The following is a 16,568-nucleotide window of genomic DNA, read 5'->3' as shown; positions in this document are numbered from 1 at the left end:
CCGGCGATCCCCCTGTCGCCGGAGGATTGCCGGAACACCGCGCTTTTCTCAATGGGAACGCTCCCGCGGGGATTGCTCACCGGAAAGGCGCTGTGATTTCGGCGGCGCGACCCACCCGCACCTCAACAGACAAGGATGTGAAGAGATATCCTGCCCGCAACCAGTGGATGCGGGGTACGGGTGAGCGTGAAACGCGGACGGCCGCCGGGCATGATGGACGTCGCCCGGCTGGCGGGGGTGTCGCATCAGACCGTGTCGCGGGTGCTCAACGAGCACAAGAACGTCAGCGAGCAGACCCGCCTGAAGGTCAGGGCGGCCATCGCCGAGCTGGGCTACCGGCCCAACCGGACGGCTCGGGCTCTGGTCACCGGCACGTCCAAGGTGATCGGTGTCGTCGCGCCCAACACCGCGCTGTACGGTCCGTCGTCGATGCTGACGGCGTTCGAGCAGGCCGCGCAGGAGAGCGGGTTCGCGGTAAACGTCGGCAGTGTACGCAGCCTCAACGAGCGCTCGATCGCCGACGCCGTCGAACGCCACCTCGACCAGCGCGTGGCCGGCCTGGTGGTGATCGCCCCCGTGGCCAGTGCCGGCCCGGCCCTGGCCCGCCTGCCCGAGGACGTCCCGCTGGTCACCATCGACGGCGACCCGCAGCGCGCAAGCACCCTGGTCACCGTGGACCAGGTGGCCGGCGCCCGGGCCGCCACCGAGCACCTGCTGGCCGCGGGTCATTCCACGGTCTGGCACATTTCGGGCCCGGCCGATTGGTACGACGCCGCGGGCCGCGTGCAGGGCTGGGGGGAGGCCTTGACGGCGGCCGGGGCCGAACAGCCGCCGCTGCTCACCGGGGACTGGAGCGCCGAGTCGGGTTATCGCAACGGCAAGCTGCTGGCCCGCCTGCCCGAGGTGACGGCGGTCTTCACCGCGAACGATCACATCGCCCTGGGCCTGCTGCGTGCCTTGAGCGAACACGGCCGCCGCGTGCCGGAGGAGATCAGCATCGTCGGCTTCGACGACGTACCCCAGTCGGCCTATTACACGCCGCCGCTGACCACGGTCCGCCCCGATTTCGACGCGGTGGCCACGGCCAGCGTCGAGCTGCTGCTGGAGCAGATCGAATCGGGCACCCCGGATGCCAGCACCCGTCGCACGATCGCTCCCACCCTGGTTTCCCGCGACAGCGTCGCCCCACCCGCCACGAACTGACCGCCCCGGCGCCCGCACCGTGTGCGGTCGTGCCCGATGTTCTGCTCACCAATTTCCGCGATTGCCTGGCTTTCCGCCGCCCGTCTCTGTTAGCGTTAACAGGTCTCACTACGGGTATTCCTAGGCCTGTGGCGCTGACATCGGAAGAGAGGACCCGGTCGGGGCCATCAAGGGGAGGATGGCCCCACTGGGTGCACCTTGGGCACGTTCTCGTGCATGTTCACTCCCCTGATGCCGACAGACCGGCCGCCTGGGCCGGCAACCCGGCCTGCGTCCGATTCGCGCACCCCAACTTCTCGAACACATGCGACACGTACCCCTTGACGGTCGTCTCCGAGAGCCCCAGCCGCCGCGCGACTTCCGCGTTGGTCAGCCCGTCCCCGATCGCGGCCAGCACGTCCCGTCCCCGCTCCGTCAGCCCGTCCCCGATCGCGGCCAGCACGTCCCGTTCCCGCTCCGTCAGCCCGGACAGCCGGGCCCGGGCCGCCGCCCGCTCCTCGTGCACGGTCCCGAGACCGCCACCAGCCCGTCCTTGGCCACCGGGGACAACACCGTATGGCCCTGCGCCGCCACCCGGATCAGGTCGAGCAACTCCGCCGGCGGCGTCGACTTCACCAGACAGCCCGCCGCACCCGCCTGCAGCGCCCGGATCACCACGAGTCCGTCGAGGTTCCCATGGCCGACGCGCGGGGCCACGCCGACACGTGGGGCACGGTCCCGCGCACCTACATCCGTCACACGCGCGACCGCATCATCCCGCTCGCCCTGCAGGACCGCATGATCGCCGAGGCCGACCGGGCCACCCCGCACACCACGTTCGAGGTCCGCTCGGTGGCGACGTCCCACGCGCCCGACCAGCACGGCTGGGCCGCGACTGTCGACATCGTCGACGAACCGGCCCGGCGCCGGTGAGCGGCTCGGGCCGCAACGGCTCGACCGGCAGGCGCAGGCGGGGGCGCTGACCGGCGTTGCGTGGCGGCCACGGCGTTGGCCAGCACGACGAAGGCGATGCCGGTCCACTGCTCCACACCGAGCACCTGGCCCAGCAGGAGCAGCCCGGCCACCGCGGCCAGCACGGGGTGGATGCTCATGAACAGGCCGAAGAAGTGCGTGGGCACGTGACGCAGGATGAGCAGGTCGGCGGCGTACGGGATGACTGAACTGAGCAGTCCCGCGCCCACGGCGAAGGCGACGGCGGCCCCGTCGAGCCGTCCGGTCCCGACCAGACCGCCGGCGACCGGCACGTAGAGAAGGGCGGACACGCTGGTGGCGGCCGCGGGGGCCTGCAGACCCGGCAGCCGCGCGCCGACCAGGCGGTTGAGCACGATGTAGGAGGCCCAGCAGCATGCGGCGAGCAGACCCAGACCGACGCCGAGGAAGTCGCTGGAGGGCCCGGGCTGGACCAGGACGTACACACCGGCGCCCGCGCCCACCGCGCAAAGCAGGTCGATTCGCGTACGCGAGCCGGCCAGCGCGACGGCGAGCGGGCCGAGGAACTCGAGCGTGACGGCCAGGCCCAGGCCGATGCGGTCGATCGCCGTGTAAAGGCTGAGGTTCATGGTGGCGAACACGAGCCCGAGCAGCAGGGTCGGCCACCACTGCCGCCACGTGAAGCGCCGCACGTCGGGCCGGGCGATCGGCAGCAGCACGGCCGCTGCGACGAACTGGCGCACCGCGACGACCCCGGCCGGCCCGATCGCGCCGAACGCATGCGCGCCGAGCGCGGCACCGGCCTGGTTGCTCGCCCCGCTCACGATCATCGCCATGATCCCCTTCATGGCCCCAGTCTCGGCACGCGCAACTGATGCGGGAAATGCATGACCTGTCCCAGCTATACGCTTGACGTATGGATCTGCAGCTCCGTCAGCTCCAGATGCTCGTCGCGGTGACCGACGCGGGCACGTTCACCGACGCGGCGACGGCCCTGGGCGTCTCCCAGGCGTCGGTGTCGCGCTCGATCGCCGCCCTCGAGACCGCTTTGGGCGTACGGCTTCTGCAGCGCACCACCCGCCACGTGGCGCTTACCGCGGCGGGGGCCCGGGTGCTGCCCGCCGCCCGCCGGGTGCTCGACGAGGTGGCCCACCTGCGCCGCACGATCACCGAGCCCACGGGGGAGCTGCGGGTCGGCTACAACTGGGCCGCCCTGGGCCGGCACACCCGCCGCCTGCAGAAGACGTGGGCCGCCGCCCACCCGTCCGTCCCGCTCGTGTTCGTGCAGTCCAGCACGGTCACCGCGGGTCTGAGCGAGGGCATCGCGGACGTGGCCGTGGTCCGCCGCTCGCTGGATGACGATCCGCGCTTCACGACAGCCCTGATCGGGGCCGAACGCCGGTTCGCCGCGATCGCCACCGACAACGCGCTCGCCCGGCGCCGTCAGGTGCGCATGGCCGACCTGCGGCGCTATCCCGTGGCCATCGACGCGCGCACCGGCACGACCACGCCCGCGTTGTGGCATCCGGGGCCGCCGCCCGCCACGATCCGCCACACCCACGGCGTGGACGAGTGGCTGACACTGATCGCCGCCGGTCAGGCAGTGGGCGTCACCTCTGAGGCGACAGCCCATCAGAACCCGCGGCCGGGTGTGGCCTACCGTGCCGTACGGGATGCTCCGCCGATCCCCGTCTGGCTGGTGTGGTGGTCCGACGCACCGCCGGCCGTCCTGCCCGAACTGCTCGCGCTGACCCGCGAGACCTACGCCCCACCCGGGAGGCTGCATGAGTAGCGTGACGATCCGCCCGATGCGCGCCGAGGACGCCGTGGCGGTGCTCGCGCTCTACCAGGCCGGGCTGGACGGTGGGAACGCCAGTTTCGAGACCACCGCGCCCGCGTGGGAGGCCTTCGACGCGGGCCGGCTGGCCGAGCACCGGTTCGTGGCGGCCGACGAACGGGACAACGTGCTGGGCTGGATCGCGATCACGCCGGTGTCGAGCCGTCCCGTGTACGCGGGAGTGGTCGAGCACTCGGTCTACGTCTCCCCCGCCGCGCAGGGCCGGGGCGTGGGGCGCGCGCTGCTGCAGGCGCTGATCGACTCGACCGAGAGGGCGGGCATCTGGACGATCCAGTCCGGCATCTTTCCCGAGAACACGCCCAGTCTCGCTCTGCATCGCGCTTGCGGATTCCGTACGGTCGGCGTCCGCTCACGCATGGGCCGGCACGGCGACCGCTGGCGCGACGTGGTGCTGCTGGAGCGCCGCAGCCCCGACCGGGACTCACCGATCGCCCGGTTCTGGGCCACCGCCGGTGCGCTGAGTGCCGGCGAGGTGGTCACCACTATGGACGGGCTGGCCGGTGACGACGCGGCCGGATTGTTCGAGCGCGCGTCGGCACGTGACTTCGCGGGCCGGGAGGCCGAGGCCGAGCCGCTCTACCGGGCCGCGCTGGCCGCCGGTCTCGACGACGAGCGTCGCCCGCAGGCCGTGATCCAGCTGGCCAGCACGCTACGCAACCTCGGCCGCGCCGGCGAGGCGGTCGCGCTGCTGACCGAGGCGGGTGACCTGGGGGCGTACGAGGATGAGCGCGTCGCCTTCCTCGCGCTGGCCCTGGTCGACGCGGGCGACGAGAAACGCGCAGCGGCCCTGGCCGTTCGCGCACTCGCCGCGCACGTTGCGCACTACGGTCGCGCACTCACCGCGTACGCGGATCAGAACGCCTCGTCGTAGAGTTCGCGCAGCCCCGGCGCGGAGGCCTCACCGCTGTAGCCGCAGACCAGGATGCCGCCCTCGCTCGCGGCGACCAGGTAGGTCAGCCCCTGCTCGAAACGGCCGCTGCCCAGCAGCGTCTCCGACGAGTAGCCCTCCTGCGCGACCCGCACCTCGTCGACCGGCCGGCCCAGGTAGACGTGGGTGACCGCGAGCGTGACGGCACCCCGGTTGATCCCGGTCACCGTGCCCGCGAACGCGAAGTCGGCGTACTCCTTGAGCTTGGCGGCGGACGGCTCGACGCACTTGGCGTTCGCCCCGGGCGGCGCGGCCAGGTCGGTCACGGTCGGCGCGGCGACCGGGCGGCCCGGCCCGCTCGGCTCGTCCGGCGCGCCTGTGCCCCGCGTGATCAAGAATCCTCCGACGGCGGCGATCAGGACGAGTGCGGCCGCGGCCATCGTGAGCAGGCGGGTGTCGAAACGCGGCCGGACAGTGGCGGTGGTCATGGTCTTCTCCAGGAGCTGCGCAATGTGTTCGGGCGCCGCCGGCGTCATCCGGGCGGCCGGGTCGGTGCGGCGCAGGCGCGAACGCAGATCGTCGTCGTCCGTCATGGCCGTCTCCCCTCGGTCAACTCCTCATGTCCGCCCGGGTGGCGCAGCTTTCGTATTTCGTCGCGCAGTTTCTGCTTGGCCCGGTGCAGCCGGATGCTCGCCGCGTTGCCGCTGATCCCGAGCACAGCCGCGATCTCCGCCGGCGCCAGGTCCTCCCACGCCCACAGCCGCAGCAGCTCCGCGTCCTCCGCCCGCAGCCGCGCCATCGCCTCGGCCAGCTCCGCGTCGTTCTGCCCGTCCGTCGCCGCCGCACTCGTGGGCGGATCGAGGCGCAGAATCCGGGCGAACAGCCGGTGCTGCCGACGCCGCGACCGTTCGGCATTGGCCAGGCAGAGCCGAGCGATCCCGTACGCCCAGGGCAACACCACCGCCGGCATCTCGTCCAGCCGCCGCCAGCACACGAGCAACGTCTCCTGGAGCACGTCATCGGCGGTGGCCGCATCGGTACGCCGAGCGAGATAGCGCCCCACGGCATCGATCACGGCGGGCGCCACGTGCTCGAACAGCCGCCGCCGCTCATCCGGTTCCACAGGTCCCACCCTCACCTATGTCCGGCTCGCCCACTCACCTTTCACCGCCGCGTCGCCCACATCCGCACGCTCAGCCGGTCCGGCCCAGGGTCACGGTGCGGGATCCGGGTGTGAAGTCGCTGAAGGACTGCGGCCAGGACTCACCGGGCCAGTAGTACGTCACCCGGCCCTCGACGGGCCGGTAGTGGGCTGTGTAGAGCGTTCTCGACCCCTGCTCGTCGACGGATCGGTACAGCGGCGGCTTCAGCATCGCCGCCACGTCCGTGCCCGCGGCACGGATGGCGCGCAGCCGCTCCTGGGTCCGCAGCGTCCGTTCCTGCTCCTCGGTCACCGGCAGATGCTGATGATTGGCGGCGCAGGCATCCGGCGCAGGTGTCGGTGACATGTCCGGGCCCACGAACACCGTCACCGCCTGGGCCGGATCGACCAGCGTGAGGTTCTGGGGGACGGCGATCGGAAGAGATCGCAGCCGGCCCACCGCCTCATCGACGGTGTCACACGTCTCCAGCAGGTAGCGCACCACGATCAGGATGGCGAAGCCGCGTCCGTGAACGGAACGTCCGCCCCAGGTCAGCGAGACCGCGAGACCGGCGTCGTTCATCCCGTCCAGCAAACCCCACAGCATGTCCTGCATCCCGAGCACGGGACGCAGGAAGCAGGAGGAGACGATGGTCCCCTCGCACTGATCGGGCCGTAGGTCGTAGTTGCGCAGCAGGGTGCCGTTGCGGCCGATCTGGGTGCACGCCGCGGAGAACGGCCGCAGCGCCGCGTGGGTCAGGAAGGCTTCCGCCCCGGGACGGTCGAGTTGGCCGGTCAGGCGGCCCAGAACCGGGACCAGCTCCGGCATGTGCGCCCGGAACAGCGCCCGGACACGCTCCGCGCCCCGCGCCGTCCGGCCCTCCTCGGTCAGCAGACCCTCCATCCCGGGCCACAGAACCCGGGCGTGGGCGGCCCATCGCCCGTCGCCGCCGTCGCCGACCTCGATCGCCTGGAAGGTCTTGTGCTCCTGCCGCACGGCTGCCACTCCCCCTGTGAAATCGGCCGAGGTGAACTCGCGCACCGAACGCGCCCATCGATAGAAGCACGCACCGGGCGGCGGTGGAGCGCTCAAGCCGGGTGGCGGTCACGCGGCCAGGGTGGCGTAGCGCCCGCCCACCTCGACCAGACCGGCGTGCGTGCCGTTCTCCAGGATGCGGCCGTGGTCGACGACCGCGATCTGGTCGGCGTTGCGGATGGTGGACAAGCGGTGCGCGATGGTGACCGTGGTGCGGCCGACGGCCAGATCGTCGAAGGCGCGCTGCACGGCCCGTTCGGTTTCGTTGTCGAGGGCGCTGGTCGCCTCGTCCAGCACGAGGATGCGCGGGTCGCGCAGCAGCGTGCGGGCGATCGCGATGCGCTGTTTCTCGCCACCGGAGAAGCGGTGGCCGCGGGAGCCGACCATCGTGTCGTAGCCGTCGGGCAGGGCGGCGATCACCTCGTGGATCTGCGCGGCCCGGGCGGCCGCTTCGAGCTCGGCGTCGGTGGCGCCGGGCTTGGCGTACCGCAGGTTCTCCCGCACGGTGGTGTGCAGCAGGTAGGTCTCCTGCGACACCACCCCGACGATCGACGACAGCGTCTCGAGCGACATGTCCCGCAGGTCGACACCGTCGATGGTGATGCGGCCCGCGGTGGGGTCGTACAGCCGCGCGATCAGGGCCGCGAGCGTGCTCTTGCCCGAGCCGGTCTCACCGACCAGGGCCAGCGACGTCCCGGCGGGCACATCGAGTGTCACACCGGCCACGGCGGCCGCGGCGCTCCCGTCGTACGAGAAACTGACGTCGTCGAAGCGCAGGTGGCCCAGCGGCGCCGGCACCGGGATCGGGCGAGCGGGCTCTTCGATGTCGATCGGCAGGTCCAGATACTCGAAGATGCGCGCGAAGAGCGCCAGTGACGTGGTGACCGTGACGCCCACATTGAGCAGCCCCATGAGCGGCCGGAACAGTCCGGACTGCAGGGCGGTGAACGCGACCAGCGTCCCGATGCTCATCGACCCGGACGTGATCGGCAGCCCGGCGGCGAGGTAGATGATCGCGGGGATGGCGGCGAACACGATGCTCATCGACGCCATCCGCCAGCGGCCGGCCAGTTCGGAGCGCAGTTCGAGGTCGATCAGCCGGTTCGACGATTCCGTGAACCGCGCGACCTGGGCCGGGCCGGTGCCCATCGTCTTGCTCAGCTGCACGCCCCCGATGGACAGGCCTTCCTCGATGATGACGTTGAGGTCGGCCAGTTCGCGCTGGCGCTGCGCGGTGATGGCCCGGCGCATGCTCGCGACCCGGCGGGTGAGCCAGATCGACGGCGGCAGCACGAGCAGCGACACCAGGGACAGCTGCCAGGAGAGGGCGGCCATGGCGACCGCGGTGGCGACGACGGTGGTGAGGTTCGAGGCGATCGAGGTGGCGGTGGAGGTGACCACCGACTCCATGCCGCCGATGTCGTTGGTGATGCGTGATTGCACCTCGCCGGTGCGGGTGCGGGTGAAGAACGCGATCGACTGGCGCTGCAGGTGCCGGAAGACGTCCGTCCGCAGGCGATGCATGACACGCTGGCCGACGGTGGTCGAGATCCAGGTCTGCACGACGCCGAGCGCGGAGGTGACGGCGGCCACGGCCACCATGCCGATCACGAGCTGGACCAGCAGGTCGACGTTCTTTTCGGGCAGCGCGGAGTCGATCACTTCGCGCAGCAGGAACGGGCTGGCCATGCCGACGATCGACGAGACCACGATGGTGAGGACCACGACGGCCAGGGGGCCGCGGTGGTCGGTGAACAGGGAGCCGATGCGGCGCAGGGAGACGTTCTTCGCCTGCGCGATCTCGGCGGCGGTGGGCTTCTTCTTGCCGCGACCGCGGCCTTCGGTGGGGTTTTCCAAGAGCGGACCTTCCGTACGGGAACGACTTTTACTGAGGTTACCTCAACATGAGGGAACAACAGAAGACGCTGGTACGGTATTCCCGTGCACGAGGTCGACGACGAAGGCCTGGCCGAGGCGTTCTTCTCGGTGTCCCGCCGGTTGCGCCACCGCACGCGGGAGGCCCTGCAACCGTGGGAGCTCTCCCCGTCGCTCGGGCGGGCGATCAGCGCGCTGACCCGGCACGGCGACATGCGGCCGGGCGCGCTGGCCGAGCACCTGCGGATCGCGCCCCGCACGGCCACCGAGGTCGCCGACGACCTGCAACGACTCGGCCTGGCCGAACGTCACCCCGACCCGGCCGACCGGCGCGCGGTGATCGTCACGCTCACCGAGGAGGGGCGGCGGGTCAGCCGGGAGATCAACGCGGCCCGGCGCGACGCGGGTGAGCGCTTCTTCGCCACCCTCTCCCCCGCCGACCGGGCCGAACTGAGCCGCTTGCTGCGCGAACTGCGCGAAGGCAACGACTAGCGACGCATCTGGGTGTAGCCGGTCAGGCAGGCGGCCGCCCCGGTGATCGAGAACATCGCCACGAGCAGCGCCATCGGCACCTCGACGCCGGCCACCCGGATCAGGACGGCCAGCACCAGCAGCACCGCCAGGCAGATCCCGAACGCGACGGTCGCGACATGGCCCAGCGCCGACGTCTCCGAGGTCTTCCGTACGCCACCGGCCGGCACACGCAGCGACTCGGCGAATTCGTCGGCCACCCGCACCAGCGAGTCCGCGTCCCGGATGTGCTGCTCGGCCGCGCTCAACCGGCGCAGCTCGGCGAGGGCGCGAACGTGACCGGGCTCCAGGCGCACCGCGCGCGAGTACGCCTCCCGGGCGCTCAGCGGGCGACCGGCCGCGAAGAGCGCCATCCCCCACGCCACCTGCACGTCCGCGTCGTAGTGGGCGATCTCGGCCGCGGCCTCCAGCACGAGCGACGCCTCCGCTGTGCGGCCCGCGGCCAGCAACGCGCGACCGTGCCGCTCGGCCAGGCGCGGGTTGCCCGGGTCCTCGTCGGAGGCGGCGGCCGCGGCGGTGACGGCGAGGTCGTGCCGGCCCAGCGCGGTGTACGCGGCACTCACCCAGAACAGCTCCTCGATGCCCCGGGGCTGCAGGTTCAACGCCGTACGGGCGGCTTCGAGCGCCTCCGCGTGCGCGCCCAGCGCCATCCGGGCGCGGGCCAGCAGCAGCCACGCCACGCCGTTGCCGGGTTCGGCGCCGACGACGGGGGCCAACAGGGTCGCGGCCTGGCCGGCGTGGCCGCTCGAAAGCAGGTCGCCGGCACGGTCGAGGAGGTTTTCGCTCTGCACGCAGGGGTGATCGGCGCCGCCGGGGGCGAACAGCGGTTCGCCGCGGGTGCGTTCGGGTTGCCGGAAATCCTCAACCGGGCCGGTGGCGATGCCGATCGAGAGCGGTTGCCAACGAGGAGCAACCCCCCACCCCGGAAGCAGAAGGGAAAGACCATGACGATCGGGTCGAGCCACTGGATGTCGCACATCAGCCTCGTCCACCTGCACACGGATGTGCAGCGACTGCGAACGGATTTCGTCTCCGGCGCCGATCAGCAGACCATCGCGGCCGACCGGGCCGCCGTGCAGGACAGCCGCCGCGTGGTCAACAACCACCGGGTCGCGCTCATCGACGTCACCGTCTGAGCGTCTGAGCGGCACCTCGCGTACCGAAGGATCGGCTCCGGCCGCCCGGACGATCAGGTCCGGCGGGGAGGAGTTCGGGTGCGGAGCTCCTGGTGGTGCTCCGTGATCGCACCGAGCATTCCGCTCAGGAAACGCCGTACGGTCTCCAGCTCGGCCGGGCTGAACTCGTCCATGACCGCTTGGCTGCGCCGGCCGAGCGGGCCGAAGAAGGCCACGGCGAGCTCCATGCCGGGCTCGCCGTAGCGCAGGTGCACGACACGCCGGTCGGCACTTTCCCGCGTACGGCGCAGGTGCCCCACCCGCTCGAGCCGGTCGATCACCGCCGTGGTCGCCCCCGAGGACAGGCCGAGCGTCTCGCCGAGCCGGCCCGGGGTGAGCGGATCGCCCCGCCGCTCCGCGTGCATCACCGCGATCAGGGCCTGCAGGTCGGTGAAGTGCAGACCCTCCTGATGGGCGAACGAATGGGCGACGTGTTGCGCCTCGATGCTGTAGAGCCGCAGCAGGTCCACCACATCCGCGCGCAGGTCGTCCCGTTCTTTCACAGCGCCAGTGTTGCAGACCGGAGCCGACTGGGTAAGAATCTCGATTGTCGAGATACTTAATCATGGAGGCATCATGCGGCGCGCCTGGCTCACGCTTGTCATAGCGGTCCTGATCGGCGGTGGTGTGCTGGCCTTCGCGGGACCGCTGGAGACGACCAACGACCCGACCGCCTCGCTGCCCGGCAACGCGGAGTCGACGCGCGTGGCCGAACTCGAACGGCAGCTGCCGTCGGGCCAGGTCAACCCGGCCCTGATCGTCTTCGCCAAGGACGACGGCAGCCCGCTCACGCCCGGCGAGCTGCAGAAGATCGAGACGTTCGGGCAGCCGATCCTGGCCCCCGGCAAGGACGCGGCGATCGTCGCCAAGCCGTACCCCGCCGGCTACTCGGCCGAGCAGATCGTCGACGCCGTCACACAACTGCGCGAGCAAGTACGCGCGGAAACCCCCACCGGCATCACCGCGCAGGTCACCGGGGGCGCCGGCTTCACTGCCGACCTGGCCGACAGCTTCTCCGGCGCCAACACCCGGCTGCTGATCGTCACCGTCGTGGTCGTGGCGTTGCTGCTGCTCGTCACGTACCGCAGCCCGCTGCTGTGGCTGGTGCCGCTCGCGGTCGTGGGGCTGGCCGACCGGCTCAGCGGCTCGGTCGTGGCCATCCTGTCGCGGCACACCGATCTGGCCATCGACGCGTCCACCAACGGCATCATCACGGTGCTCGTCTTCGGCGCCGGCACCAACTACGCCCTGCTGATCATTTCCCGCTACCGCGAAGAACTGCACAAGTACGAAGACCGGTTCGAGGCGATGCGGGTGGCGCTCAAGGGCGCCGGCCCGGCCGTGCTGGCCAGTTCGGGCACGGTGGTGCTCAGCCTGCTCACGTTGCTGCTGGCCAGCCTGGGCGGCAACCTGGCGCTGGGCGTGGCCGGAGCGGCAGGCATCGCCATCGCCGCCGTGTTCGCGTTGTTCGTGCTGCCGCCCGCACTGCTCGTTTGCGGCCGCGGGCTGTTCTGGCCGTTCGTGCCGCGCGTGGGCCAGGCCGGCGTCGAGGCGGGCAAGGGCGTCTGGGCGCGCATCGGACGCGCGGTCTCCCGCCGCCCGGTCGTGGTGACCGCGGCCGCCGTGGCCGTCCTGGCCGTACTGGGCAGCGGCCTGATCGGCACCAAGCTGGGCCTGTCGCAGGCCGACCAGTTCCGCGTCGAGGCCGAGGCGGTCGACGGCCTGGAGACGGTGAGCAAATACTTCCCGGCCGGCGCGACCGACCCGGCCACGGTGATGACCACGCCCGCGCGCGCCGAGGAGGTGCTCGCGATCGTCACCAAGACGCCGGGCGTCGCCAGCGCGCGCATCGGCGAGCAGGCCGGAGAGCTGGCCAGCATCAGCGCGGTGTTCACGGCCGCGCCCGACACACCCGAGGCCTACGACACCGTACGGGCGTTGCGCGACCGCGTGCACGGCGAGGACGCGCTGGTGGGTGGCAGTGTGGCGGCGAGCCTGGACGACCGCGACGCCGCCCGCCGGGACCTGACCGTCATCGTCCCGGCCGTCCTGATGGTGGTGCTGCTCGTTCTGATCGGTTTGTTGCGCGCCCTGGTCGCCCCGGTGTTGCTGCTGGTGACGGTCATCGCCAGTTTCGGGGCGGCGCTGGGCGCGGGCAGCTGGCTGTTCCGGCACGTCCTCGACTACCCGGCGCTGGACACCGGCGTACCGCTGCTGGCGTTCCTGTTCCTCGTGGCGCTCGGCGTCGACTACAACATCTTCCTGGTCACCCGGGCCCGCGAGGAGACGCTGGAGCGCGGCACCCGCGACGGGATGGTGCACGCCCTGGCCGTGACGGGCGGCGTCATCACCAGCGCGGGCATCCTGCTGGCGGCCGTGTTCGCGGTGCTCGGCGTGCTGCCGGTGATCACGCTGACCCAGATCGGCGTGATCGTCGGCATCGGCGTCCTGCTGGACACGCTCCTGGTCCGTACGGTGCTGGTGCCCGCGCTGGCCACGATGTGCGGCGACCGGTTCTGGTGGCCGTCCCGCCTTCAGCGCGCGGCGATCGGCACCCCCGCGAAGGGCACCGCCGACGTCGCCTGAACACCGTCCCCCGCGGGGTGCCGCCACACCCCGCGGCGGGCCAGCTCGGGCAGCACGCCCTCGCCGAACCAGTACGCCTCCTCCAGGTGCGGGTAGCCGGACAGGATGAACTCCTCGATGCCGAGCGCCGCGTACTCCTCGATCCGGTCGGCCACCTCCTGATGGCTGCCGACCAGGGCCGTGCCCGCGCCGCCGCGCACCAGGCCCACACCAGCCCACAGGTTGGGCGCGACGACCAGCCCGTCGCGGTTACCGCCGTGCAGGTCGAGCATGCGGCGCTGGCCCTCGGACTCGCTGCGGGCCAGCCCGGCCTGCACCGCGGCGATCGCCTCCTCGGAGACGCCGCGCAGCAACCGGTCGGCCTCGGCCCAGGCCTGCTCGGCGGTGTCGCGGGTGATCACGTGCAACCGGATGCCGAAGCGCATGTCCGGCCGCAGCGACCGGATCCAGTCGAGTTTCTGGGCGACCTGCGCGGGCGGCTCGCCCCAGGTCAGATAGACGTCGGCGTGGTCGGCGGCGACCGGGCCGGCCGCCTTGGAGGAGCCGCCGAAATAGATGGCCGGCGCCACGTCGGGCACCTTGCTCAACTGGGCACCTTCGACATGCAGATGCGCACCCTCGAACGTCACCGTCTCGCCGCGCAGAAGCGACCGGACGATGCCGAGAAATTCCCCCGTACGGGCATAGCGGTCGTCCTTGGGCAGGAAATCGCCGTACTGCCGCTGCTCGTGCGACTCGCCGCCGGTGACCACGTTGAGCAGCAGCCGGCCACCGGACAGGCGCTGGAACGTCGACGCCATCTGCGCGGCCAGCGTCGGGGAGGTCAGACCCGGACGGAAGGCAACAAGGAACTTGAGTCGCTCGGTGACCGAGGCGAGCATCGCCGTCGTCAGCCACGCGTCCTCGCACCAGGCGCCGGTCGGCGTCAGGGCGCCGACGAACCCGAGCTGCTCGGCCGCACGCACGATCTGGCTGAGGTAGGCGACGGTCGGCTGACGCACGCCGCCGGCCGACCCGACCGGCGTGCCGTGGCCGCCGCCCACGATGTCGCGGCTGTCGCCGTTGGTGGGCAGAAACCAGTGAAAGTCCATGCCCGCACCCTACCCAGTATTCCTATAAAGTCGATAGGCTCGCTCGCATGGATGAGCTTGCATACGACGAGCGGCGGCTGCACCAGTGGCGGTCCGGCCACGCTCGCGGTTTCTCCCGCCGTGACCTGCTGAAACTGACCGCCGCGGCCGGTGTGGCGGGCGCCCTCGTCGAGGCTGCCCCGGCCGCCGCGGCCGCCGCGCCCATCGTCAAGCCGCTGCCACCCGAGCTGTTCAAGCCGCTCGGCACCAACGCGGAGACGCTCTGGTCGTCGCTCAAGGACGTCGGCTACCACGTGCCGATCGACCGTTTCTTCGTCCGCAACCACACGAGCACCCCGATCATCGACAGCGCGTCGTGGCGGCTGACCGTGTTCGGCGCGGGCCTGCGCGGCGGCCCGGTCGAGTTCTCGTTGCGCGACCTCCGGCGCCTGCCGTCGGTGACCCGGTCGGTGACCGTCGAGTGCGCGGGCAACGGCCGCAGCTACTTCACCACCCAGCAAGGCCAAACCGTTTCCGGTACGGCGTGGGGCCTGGGCGGGATCGGTGTCGCCCGCTGGCGCGGCGTCAAGCTGTCGACCGTGCTGCGCCGGTCCGGGCTCTCCTCGCGGGCCGTCGACGTGCAGGCGGCCGGCCTCGACCCGAACTACGTGACCGGCGGCGTCGACCTGGGCCCCGTGCGGCGTCCCTTGCCCGTGCGCAAGGCCCTCGACGACGTGCTGCTCGCGTACGAGATGAACGGCTCGCCGCTGCCCGCCGACCACGGCCATCCCGTACGCCTGGTCGTGCCCTCGTGGATCGGCATCTCCTCGATCAAATGGGTCGGCAGCATCGAAGTCTCCGACGAGCCCCTGTTCTCACCGTGGAACACCCAGTTCTACCGGCTCTTCGGCCCCGAGTTCCCGGCCGGCGGGCAGCCGTTCGACCGCCAGTCGATCAAGAGCGCGTTCGAGCTCGACCCCGGCGCGACGTTCCCGGCCGGCCGCAACGCACGCCTGACCGGCCGCTCGTGGTCAGCCGCCGGCCGCATCAAACACGTCGAAGTCAGCACCGACGGCGGCACCCGGTGGCGGCGGGCCCGCCCGGTCGGCCCGTCGATCGACAACGCCTGGCAGCGCTGGGAGATCGACTGGCGCCCGGCCGCGGGTGCCCACGTACTGCAGGCCCGCGCCACCGATGTGCGCGGAAACGTGCAGCCGGACGTCGCGCGTTTCAACACGCTCGGCTACCTCTTCGACGCCGTGGTCGAAGTACCGGTGACCGCCACCTAGTTCTTCACGGGGACGGGCTGCCCTTGCTGCACCTCGAGGACGGCCCGTCCGCCCAGCGGTTCCGACAAGGTGACCGCGGCCGTGCGGAGGTAACCGATCGCCAGGCAGGCGTGCGTGGTGCCGGCCGCAACGCTGGGTGGCGGCCCGCTGTACGGACGTTCCTGAATGAGAACGGCGACGGCCCGCTCGGACTCGACGGCCTCGGCGGTGTAGTCCGCGCCGCAGGGCTCGCCGGCCCCCTCCCGCGAGCCGGTGAACTTCACCGTGAGCCGAAGGCCATCGGCACGAGCCGCCTCGGCCACGGCCCCGTTCGGGATGTCGTCCGGGTTCCCGTCCGGAGGATCCACCTGAACCGGGGTGCCACCGTCGACAGCCGCGCGCAACACGCGCATCTTCGTCTCCGCGAGCGTGTATTCCCACGCCGGCACGGTCGCCTCGCCGCGCGTCGTCATCACGCGCATCGTGCTCAACCGCGCACCCGTCACCGGATGCGGCGCGCACTCCGCACACCGGTTGTCGGCGGCCATCCGGCGCAGCCCCTCCGCCGCCGAGATCAGCGGCAACGCCAACCGCTCACCGCTCGCCCACACCGCCTCACCGCTCTGCCGCGGCGCCGCCGGCAGCTCGCCCGCCGCGGTGAACAGATGGGCCGACACAACCTGCTTGAGGTGCTCATTTCTGGTCTCCAGGGAGCCCACACTGCCGGATTCCGTCCGCCCGACCACGACGAAGCCGGCGTCGCCCATCGCCTTGTCATAGTTGGCCAGCACCACCCGGGCCCGCTCCCGCAGCCGCTGCAGGTTCTCCGCCGCGCTCGGCAGTGACGGCTCATCCAGCCCTTGCACCACTGCCGAAGGCGGGGCGCAACCCGCCGACATCAGTCCTGCCGCCGCCAACGCCACCAGCAACCGCCTCATGCCCACGCTCGTCCCCCCCGTCTCGCCGGTGCCCCCTTCGACGCGGGTGAACCCTCGCAAGTTCCCGCCGTCCCCCGCAACCCCGCCCG

Annotated in this window: 18 protein-coding genes and 1 pseudogene; 8 read left to right on the top strand and 11 right to left on the bottom strand. The window is 71.6% G+C overall.

Annotation, left to right across the window (positions count from 1 at the left end; genetic code table 11):
* Positions 1-210 precede the first annotated feature (210 nt).
* Entirely contained in the window at positions 211-1,203 is a 993-nt protein-coding gene (locus BKA14_RS08160) for a LacI family DNA-binding transcriptional regulator (RefSeq protein WP_184956637.1), read from the top strand.
* 220 nt (positions 1,204-1,423) lie between these two features.
* Here the strand turns inward: BKA14_RS08160 and BKA14_RS44960 are convergent, their stop codons facing one another.
* The 3 genes from BKA14_RS44960 to BKA14_RS08145 are packed head-to-tail and all read right to left on the bottom strand — an operon-like array spanning position 1,424 to position 2,969.
* A complete protein-coding gene (locus tag BKA14_RS44960; RefSeq protein ID WP_184957296.1) occupies positions 1,424-1,708 on the bottom strand; it encodes a response regulator transcription factor in 285 nt (94 codons plus the stop codon).
* Entirely contained in the window at positions 1,663-1,899 is a 237-nt protein-coding gene (locus BKA14_RS44955) for a response regulator (protein ID WP_184957295.1), read from the bottom strand. Before BKA14_RS44955 ends, BKA14_RS44960 begins: the two co-directional genes overlap by 46 nt.
* A 38-nt stretch (positions 1,900-1,937) precedes the next feature.
* The gene (locus tag BKA14_RS08145) at positions 1,938-2,969 is read right to left on the bottom strand and encodes an EamA family transporter (protein WP_260416440.1); all 1,032 of its coding nucleotides are present in this window, start codon (positions 2,967-2,969) and stop codon (positions 1,938-1,940) included.
* An 80-nt stretch (positions 2,970-3,049) separates the two neighbouring features.
* On the opposite strand from BKA14_RS08145, the gene BKA14_RS08140 reads away from it, so the two are divergent.
* The 3 genes and pseudogenes from BKA14_RS08140 to BKA14_RS43125 all read left to right on the top strand — a co-directional run bounded on the left by BKA14_RS08140 (position 3,050) and on the right by BKA14_RS43125 (position 4,862).
* A complete protein-coding gene (locus BKA14_RS08140; protein WP_184950296.1) occupies positions 3,050-3,925 on the top strand; it encodes a LysR family transcriptional regulator in 876 nt (291 codons plus the stop codon).
* A pseudogene (locus tag BKA14_RS43130) lies at positions 3,918-4,403 on the top strand (GNAT family N-acetyltransferase); the annotation flags it as partial. The gene BKA14_RS08140 and the pseudogene BKA14_RS43130, both read left to right, overlap by 8 nt.
* 72 nt (positions 4,404-4,475) lie before the next feature.
* Positions 4,476-4,862, top strand: a complete 387-nt coding sequence (locus BKA14_RS43125) for a tetratricopeptide repeat protein (RefSeq protein ID WP_203721969.1) — start codon at positions 4,476-4,478, stop codon at positions 4,860-4,862.
* Here BKA14_RS43125 and BKA14_RS08130 read toward each other — a convergent pair.
* The 4 genes from BKA14_RS08130 to BKA14_RS08115 all read right to left on the bottom strand — a co-directional run bounded on the left by BKA14_RS08130 (position 4,844) and on the right by BKA14_RS08115 (position 8,893).
* Positions 4,844-5,452 carry a hypothetical protein gene (locus tag BKA14_RS08130; protein WP_184950294.1) on the bottom strand — a complete coding sequence of 203 codons (609 nt, stop codon included), beginning with the start codon at positions 5,450-5,452 and terminating at the stop codon, positions 4,844-4,846. The genes BKA14_RS43125 and BKA14_RS08130 overlap by 19 nt on opposite strands.
* Positions 5,449-5,982, bottom strand: a complete 534-nt coding sequence (locus BKA14_RS08125) for an RNA polymerase sigma factor (protein WP_184950293.1) — start codon at positions 5,980-5,982, stop codon at positions 5,449-5,451. Before BKA14_RS08125 ends, BKA14_RS08130 begins: the two co-directional genes overlap by 4 nt.
* Before the next feature lie 70 nt (positions 5,983-6,052).
* Entirely contained in the window at positions 6,053-6,997 is a 945-nt protein-coding gene (locus BKA14_RS08120) for a C45 family autoproteolytic acyltransferase/hydrolase (protein ID WP_184950292.1), read from the bottom strand.
* Between the two features lie 108 nt (positions 6,998-7,105).
* Positions 7,106-8,893, bottom strand: a complete 1,788-nt coding sequence (locus tag BKA14_RS08115) for an ABC transporter ATP-binding protein (protein ID WP_184950291.1) — start codon at positions 8,891-8,893, stop codon at positions 7,106-7,108.
* Between the two features lie 84 nt (positions 8,894-8,977).
* On the opposite strand from BKA14_RS08115, the gene BKA14_RS08110 reads away from it, so the two are divergent.
* On the top strand, positions 8,978-9,403 hold the full coding sequence (locus BKA14_RS08110) for a MarR family winged helix-turn-helix transcriptional regulator (protein ID WP_184950290.1): 426 nt from the start codon (positions 8,978-8,980) through the stop codon (positions 9,401-9,403).
* Here the strand turns inward: BKA14_RS08110 and BKA14_RS08105 are convergent.
* Positions 9,400-10,233: a tetratricopeptide repeat protein gene (locus BKA14_RS08105; protein ID WP_184950289.1), complete on the bottom strand. Its 834-nt coding sequence runs from the start codon at positions 10,231-10,233 to the stop codon at positions 9,400-9,402. The genes BKA14_RS08110 and BKA14_RS08105 overlap by 4 nt on opposite strands.
* A gap of 153 nt (positions 10,234-10,386) precedes the next feature.
* Between BKA14_RS08105 and BKA14_RS08100 the strand changes: the two genes are divergently transcribed.
* Positions 10,387-10,578 carry a hypothetical protein gene (locus BKA14_RS08100; protein ID WP_184950288.1) on the top strand — a complete coding sequence of 64 codons (192 nt, stop codon included), beginning with the start codon at positions 10,387-10,389 and terminating at the stop codon, positions 10,576-10,578.
* A gap of 53 nt (positions 10,579-10,631) precedes the next feature.
* Here BKA14_RS08100 and BKA14_RS08095 read toward each other — a convergent pair whose 3' ends face one another.
* Positions 10,632-11,120, bottom strand: a complete 489-nt coding sequence (locus tag BKA14_RS08095) for a MarR family winged helix-turn-helix transcriptional regulator (RefSeq protein ID WP_184950287.1) — start codon at positions 11,118-11,120, stop codon at positions 10,632-10,634.
* A 73-nt stretch (positions 11,121-11,193) separates the two neighbouring features.
* Between BKA14_RS08095 and BKA14_RS08090 the strand changes: the two genes are divergently transcribed.
* Complete coding sequence (locus BKA14_RS08090; RefSeq protein ID WP_184950286.1) at positions 11,194-13,203, top strand: MMPL family transporter; 2,010 nt, start codon at positions 11,194-11,196, stop codon at positions 13,201-13,203.
* On the opposite strand, the gene BKA14_RS08085 is transcribed toward BKA14_RS08090, so the two are convergent.
* Positions 13,152-14,294, bottom strand: a complete 1,143-nt coding sequence (locus BKA14_RS08085) for an LLM class flavin-dependent oxidoreductase (RefSeq protein WP_184950285.1) — start codon at positions 14,292-14,294, stop codon at positions 13,152-13,154. The two genes, BKA14_RS08090 and BKA14_RS08085, sit on opposite strands and share 52 nt — an antisense overlap.
* 47 nt (positions 14,295-14,341) lie before the next feature.
* Here BKA14_RS08085 and BKA14_RS08080 point away from each other — a divergent pair, with 47 nt between their 5' ends.
* Entirely contained in the window at positions 14,342-15,562 is a 1,221-nt protein-coding gene (locus BKA14_RS08080) for a sulfite oxidase (protein WP_184950284.1), read from the top strand.
* Here the strand turns inward: BKA14_RS08080 and BKA14_RS08075 are convergent.
* The gene (locus BKA14_RS08075) at positions 15,559-16,464 is read right to left on the bottom strand and encodes a hypothetical protein (RefSeq protein WP_184950283.1); all 906 of its coding nucleotides are present in this window, start codon (positions 16,462-16,464) and stop codon (positions 15,559-15,561) included. The genes BKA14_RS08080 and BKA14_RS08075 overlap by 4 nt on opposite strands.
* Between the last annotated feature and the right edge of the window lie 104 nt (positions 16,465-16,568).

This window comes from Paractinoplanes abujensis (genome assembly GCF_014204895.1).
Taxonomy (GTDB): Bacteria; Actinomycetota; Actinomycetes; order Mycobacteriales; family Micromonosporaceae; genus Actinoplanes; species Actinoplanes abujensis.
Note: the sequence above shows the minus strand (reverse complement) of the source record. Positions and strands in the feature narration are given on the sequence as shown.

Excerpts from the sequence above, each read along its gene's own strand:
- BKA14_RS08090 (WP_184950286.1), top strand. The coding sequence starts at position 11,194 with ATGCGGCGCGCCTGGCTCACGCTTGTCATAGCGGTCCTGATCGGCGGT.
- BKA14_RS43125 (WP_203721969.1), top strand. The coding sequence starts at position 4,476 with ATGGACGGGCTGGCCGGTGACGACGCGGCCGGATTGTTCGAGCGCGCG.
- BKA14_RS08100 (WP_184950288.1), top strand. The coding sequence starts at position 10,387 with ATGACGATCGGGTCGAGCCACTGGATGTCGCACATCAGCCTCGTCCAC.
- BKA14_RS08140 (WP_184950296.1), top strand. The coding sequence starts at position 3,050 with ATGGATCTGCAGCTCCGTCAGCTCCAGATGCTCGTCGCGGTGACCGAC.
- BKA14_RS08080 (WP_184950284.1), top strand. The coding sequence starts at position 14,342 with ATGGATGAGCTTGCATACGACGAGCGGCGGCTGCACCAGTGGCGGTCC.
- BKA14_RS08085 (WP_184950285.1), bottom strand. The coding sequence starts at position 14,294 with ATGGACTTTCACTGGTTTCTGCCCACCAACGGCGACAGCCGCGACATC.
- BKA14_RS08145 (WP_260416440.1), bottom strand. The coding sequence starts at position 2,969 with ATGGCGATGATCGTGAGCGGGGCGAGCAACCAGGCCGGTGCCGCGCTC.
- BKA14_RS08160 (WP_184956637.1), top strand. The coding sequence starts at position 211 with ATGATGGACGTCGCCCGGCTGGCGGGGGTGTCGCATCAGACCGTGTCG.
- BKA14_RS08130 (WP_184950294.1), bottom strand. The coding sequence starts at position 5,452 with ATGACGGACGACGACGATCTGCGTTCGCGCCTGCGCCGCACCGACCCG.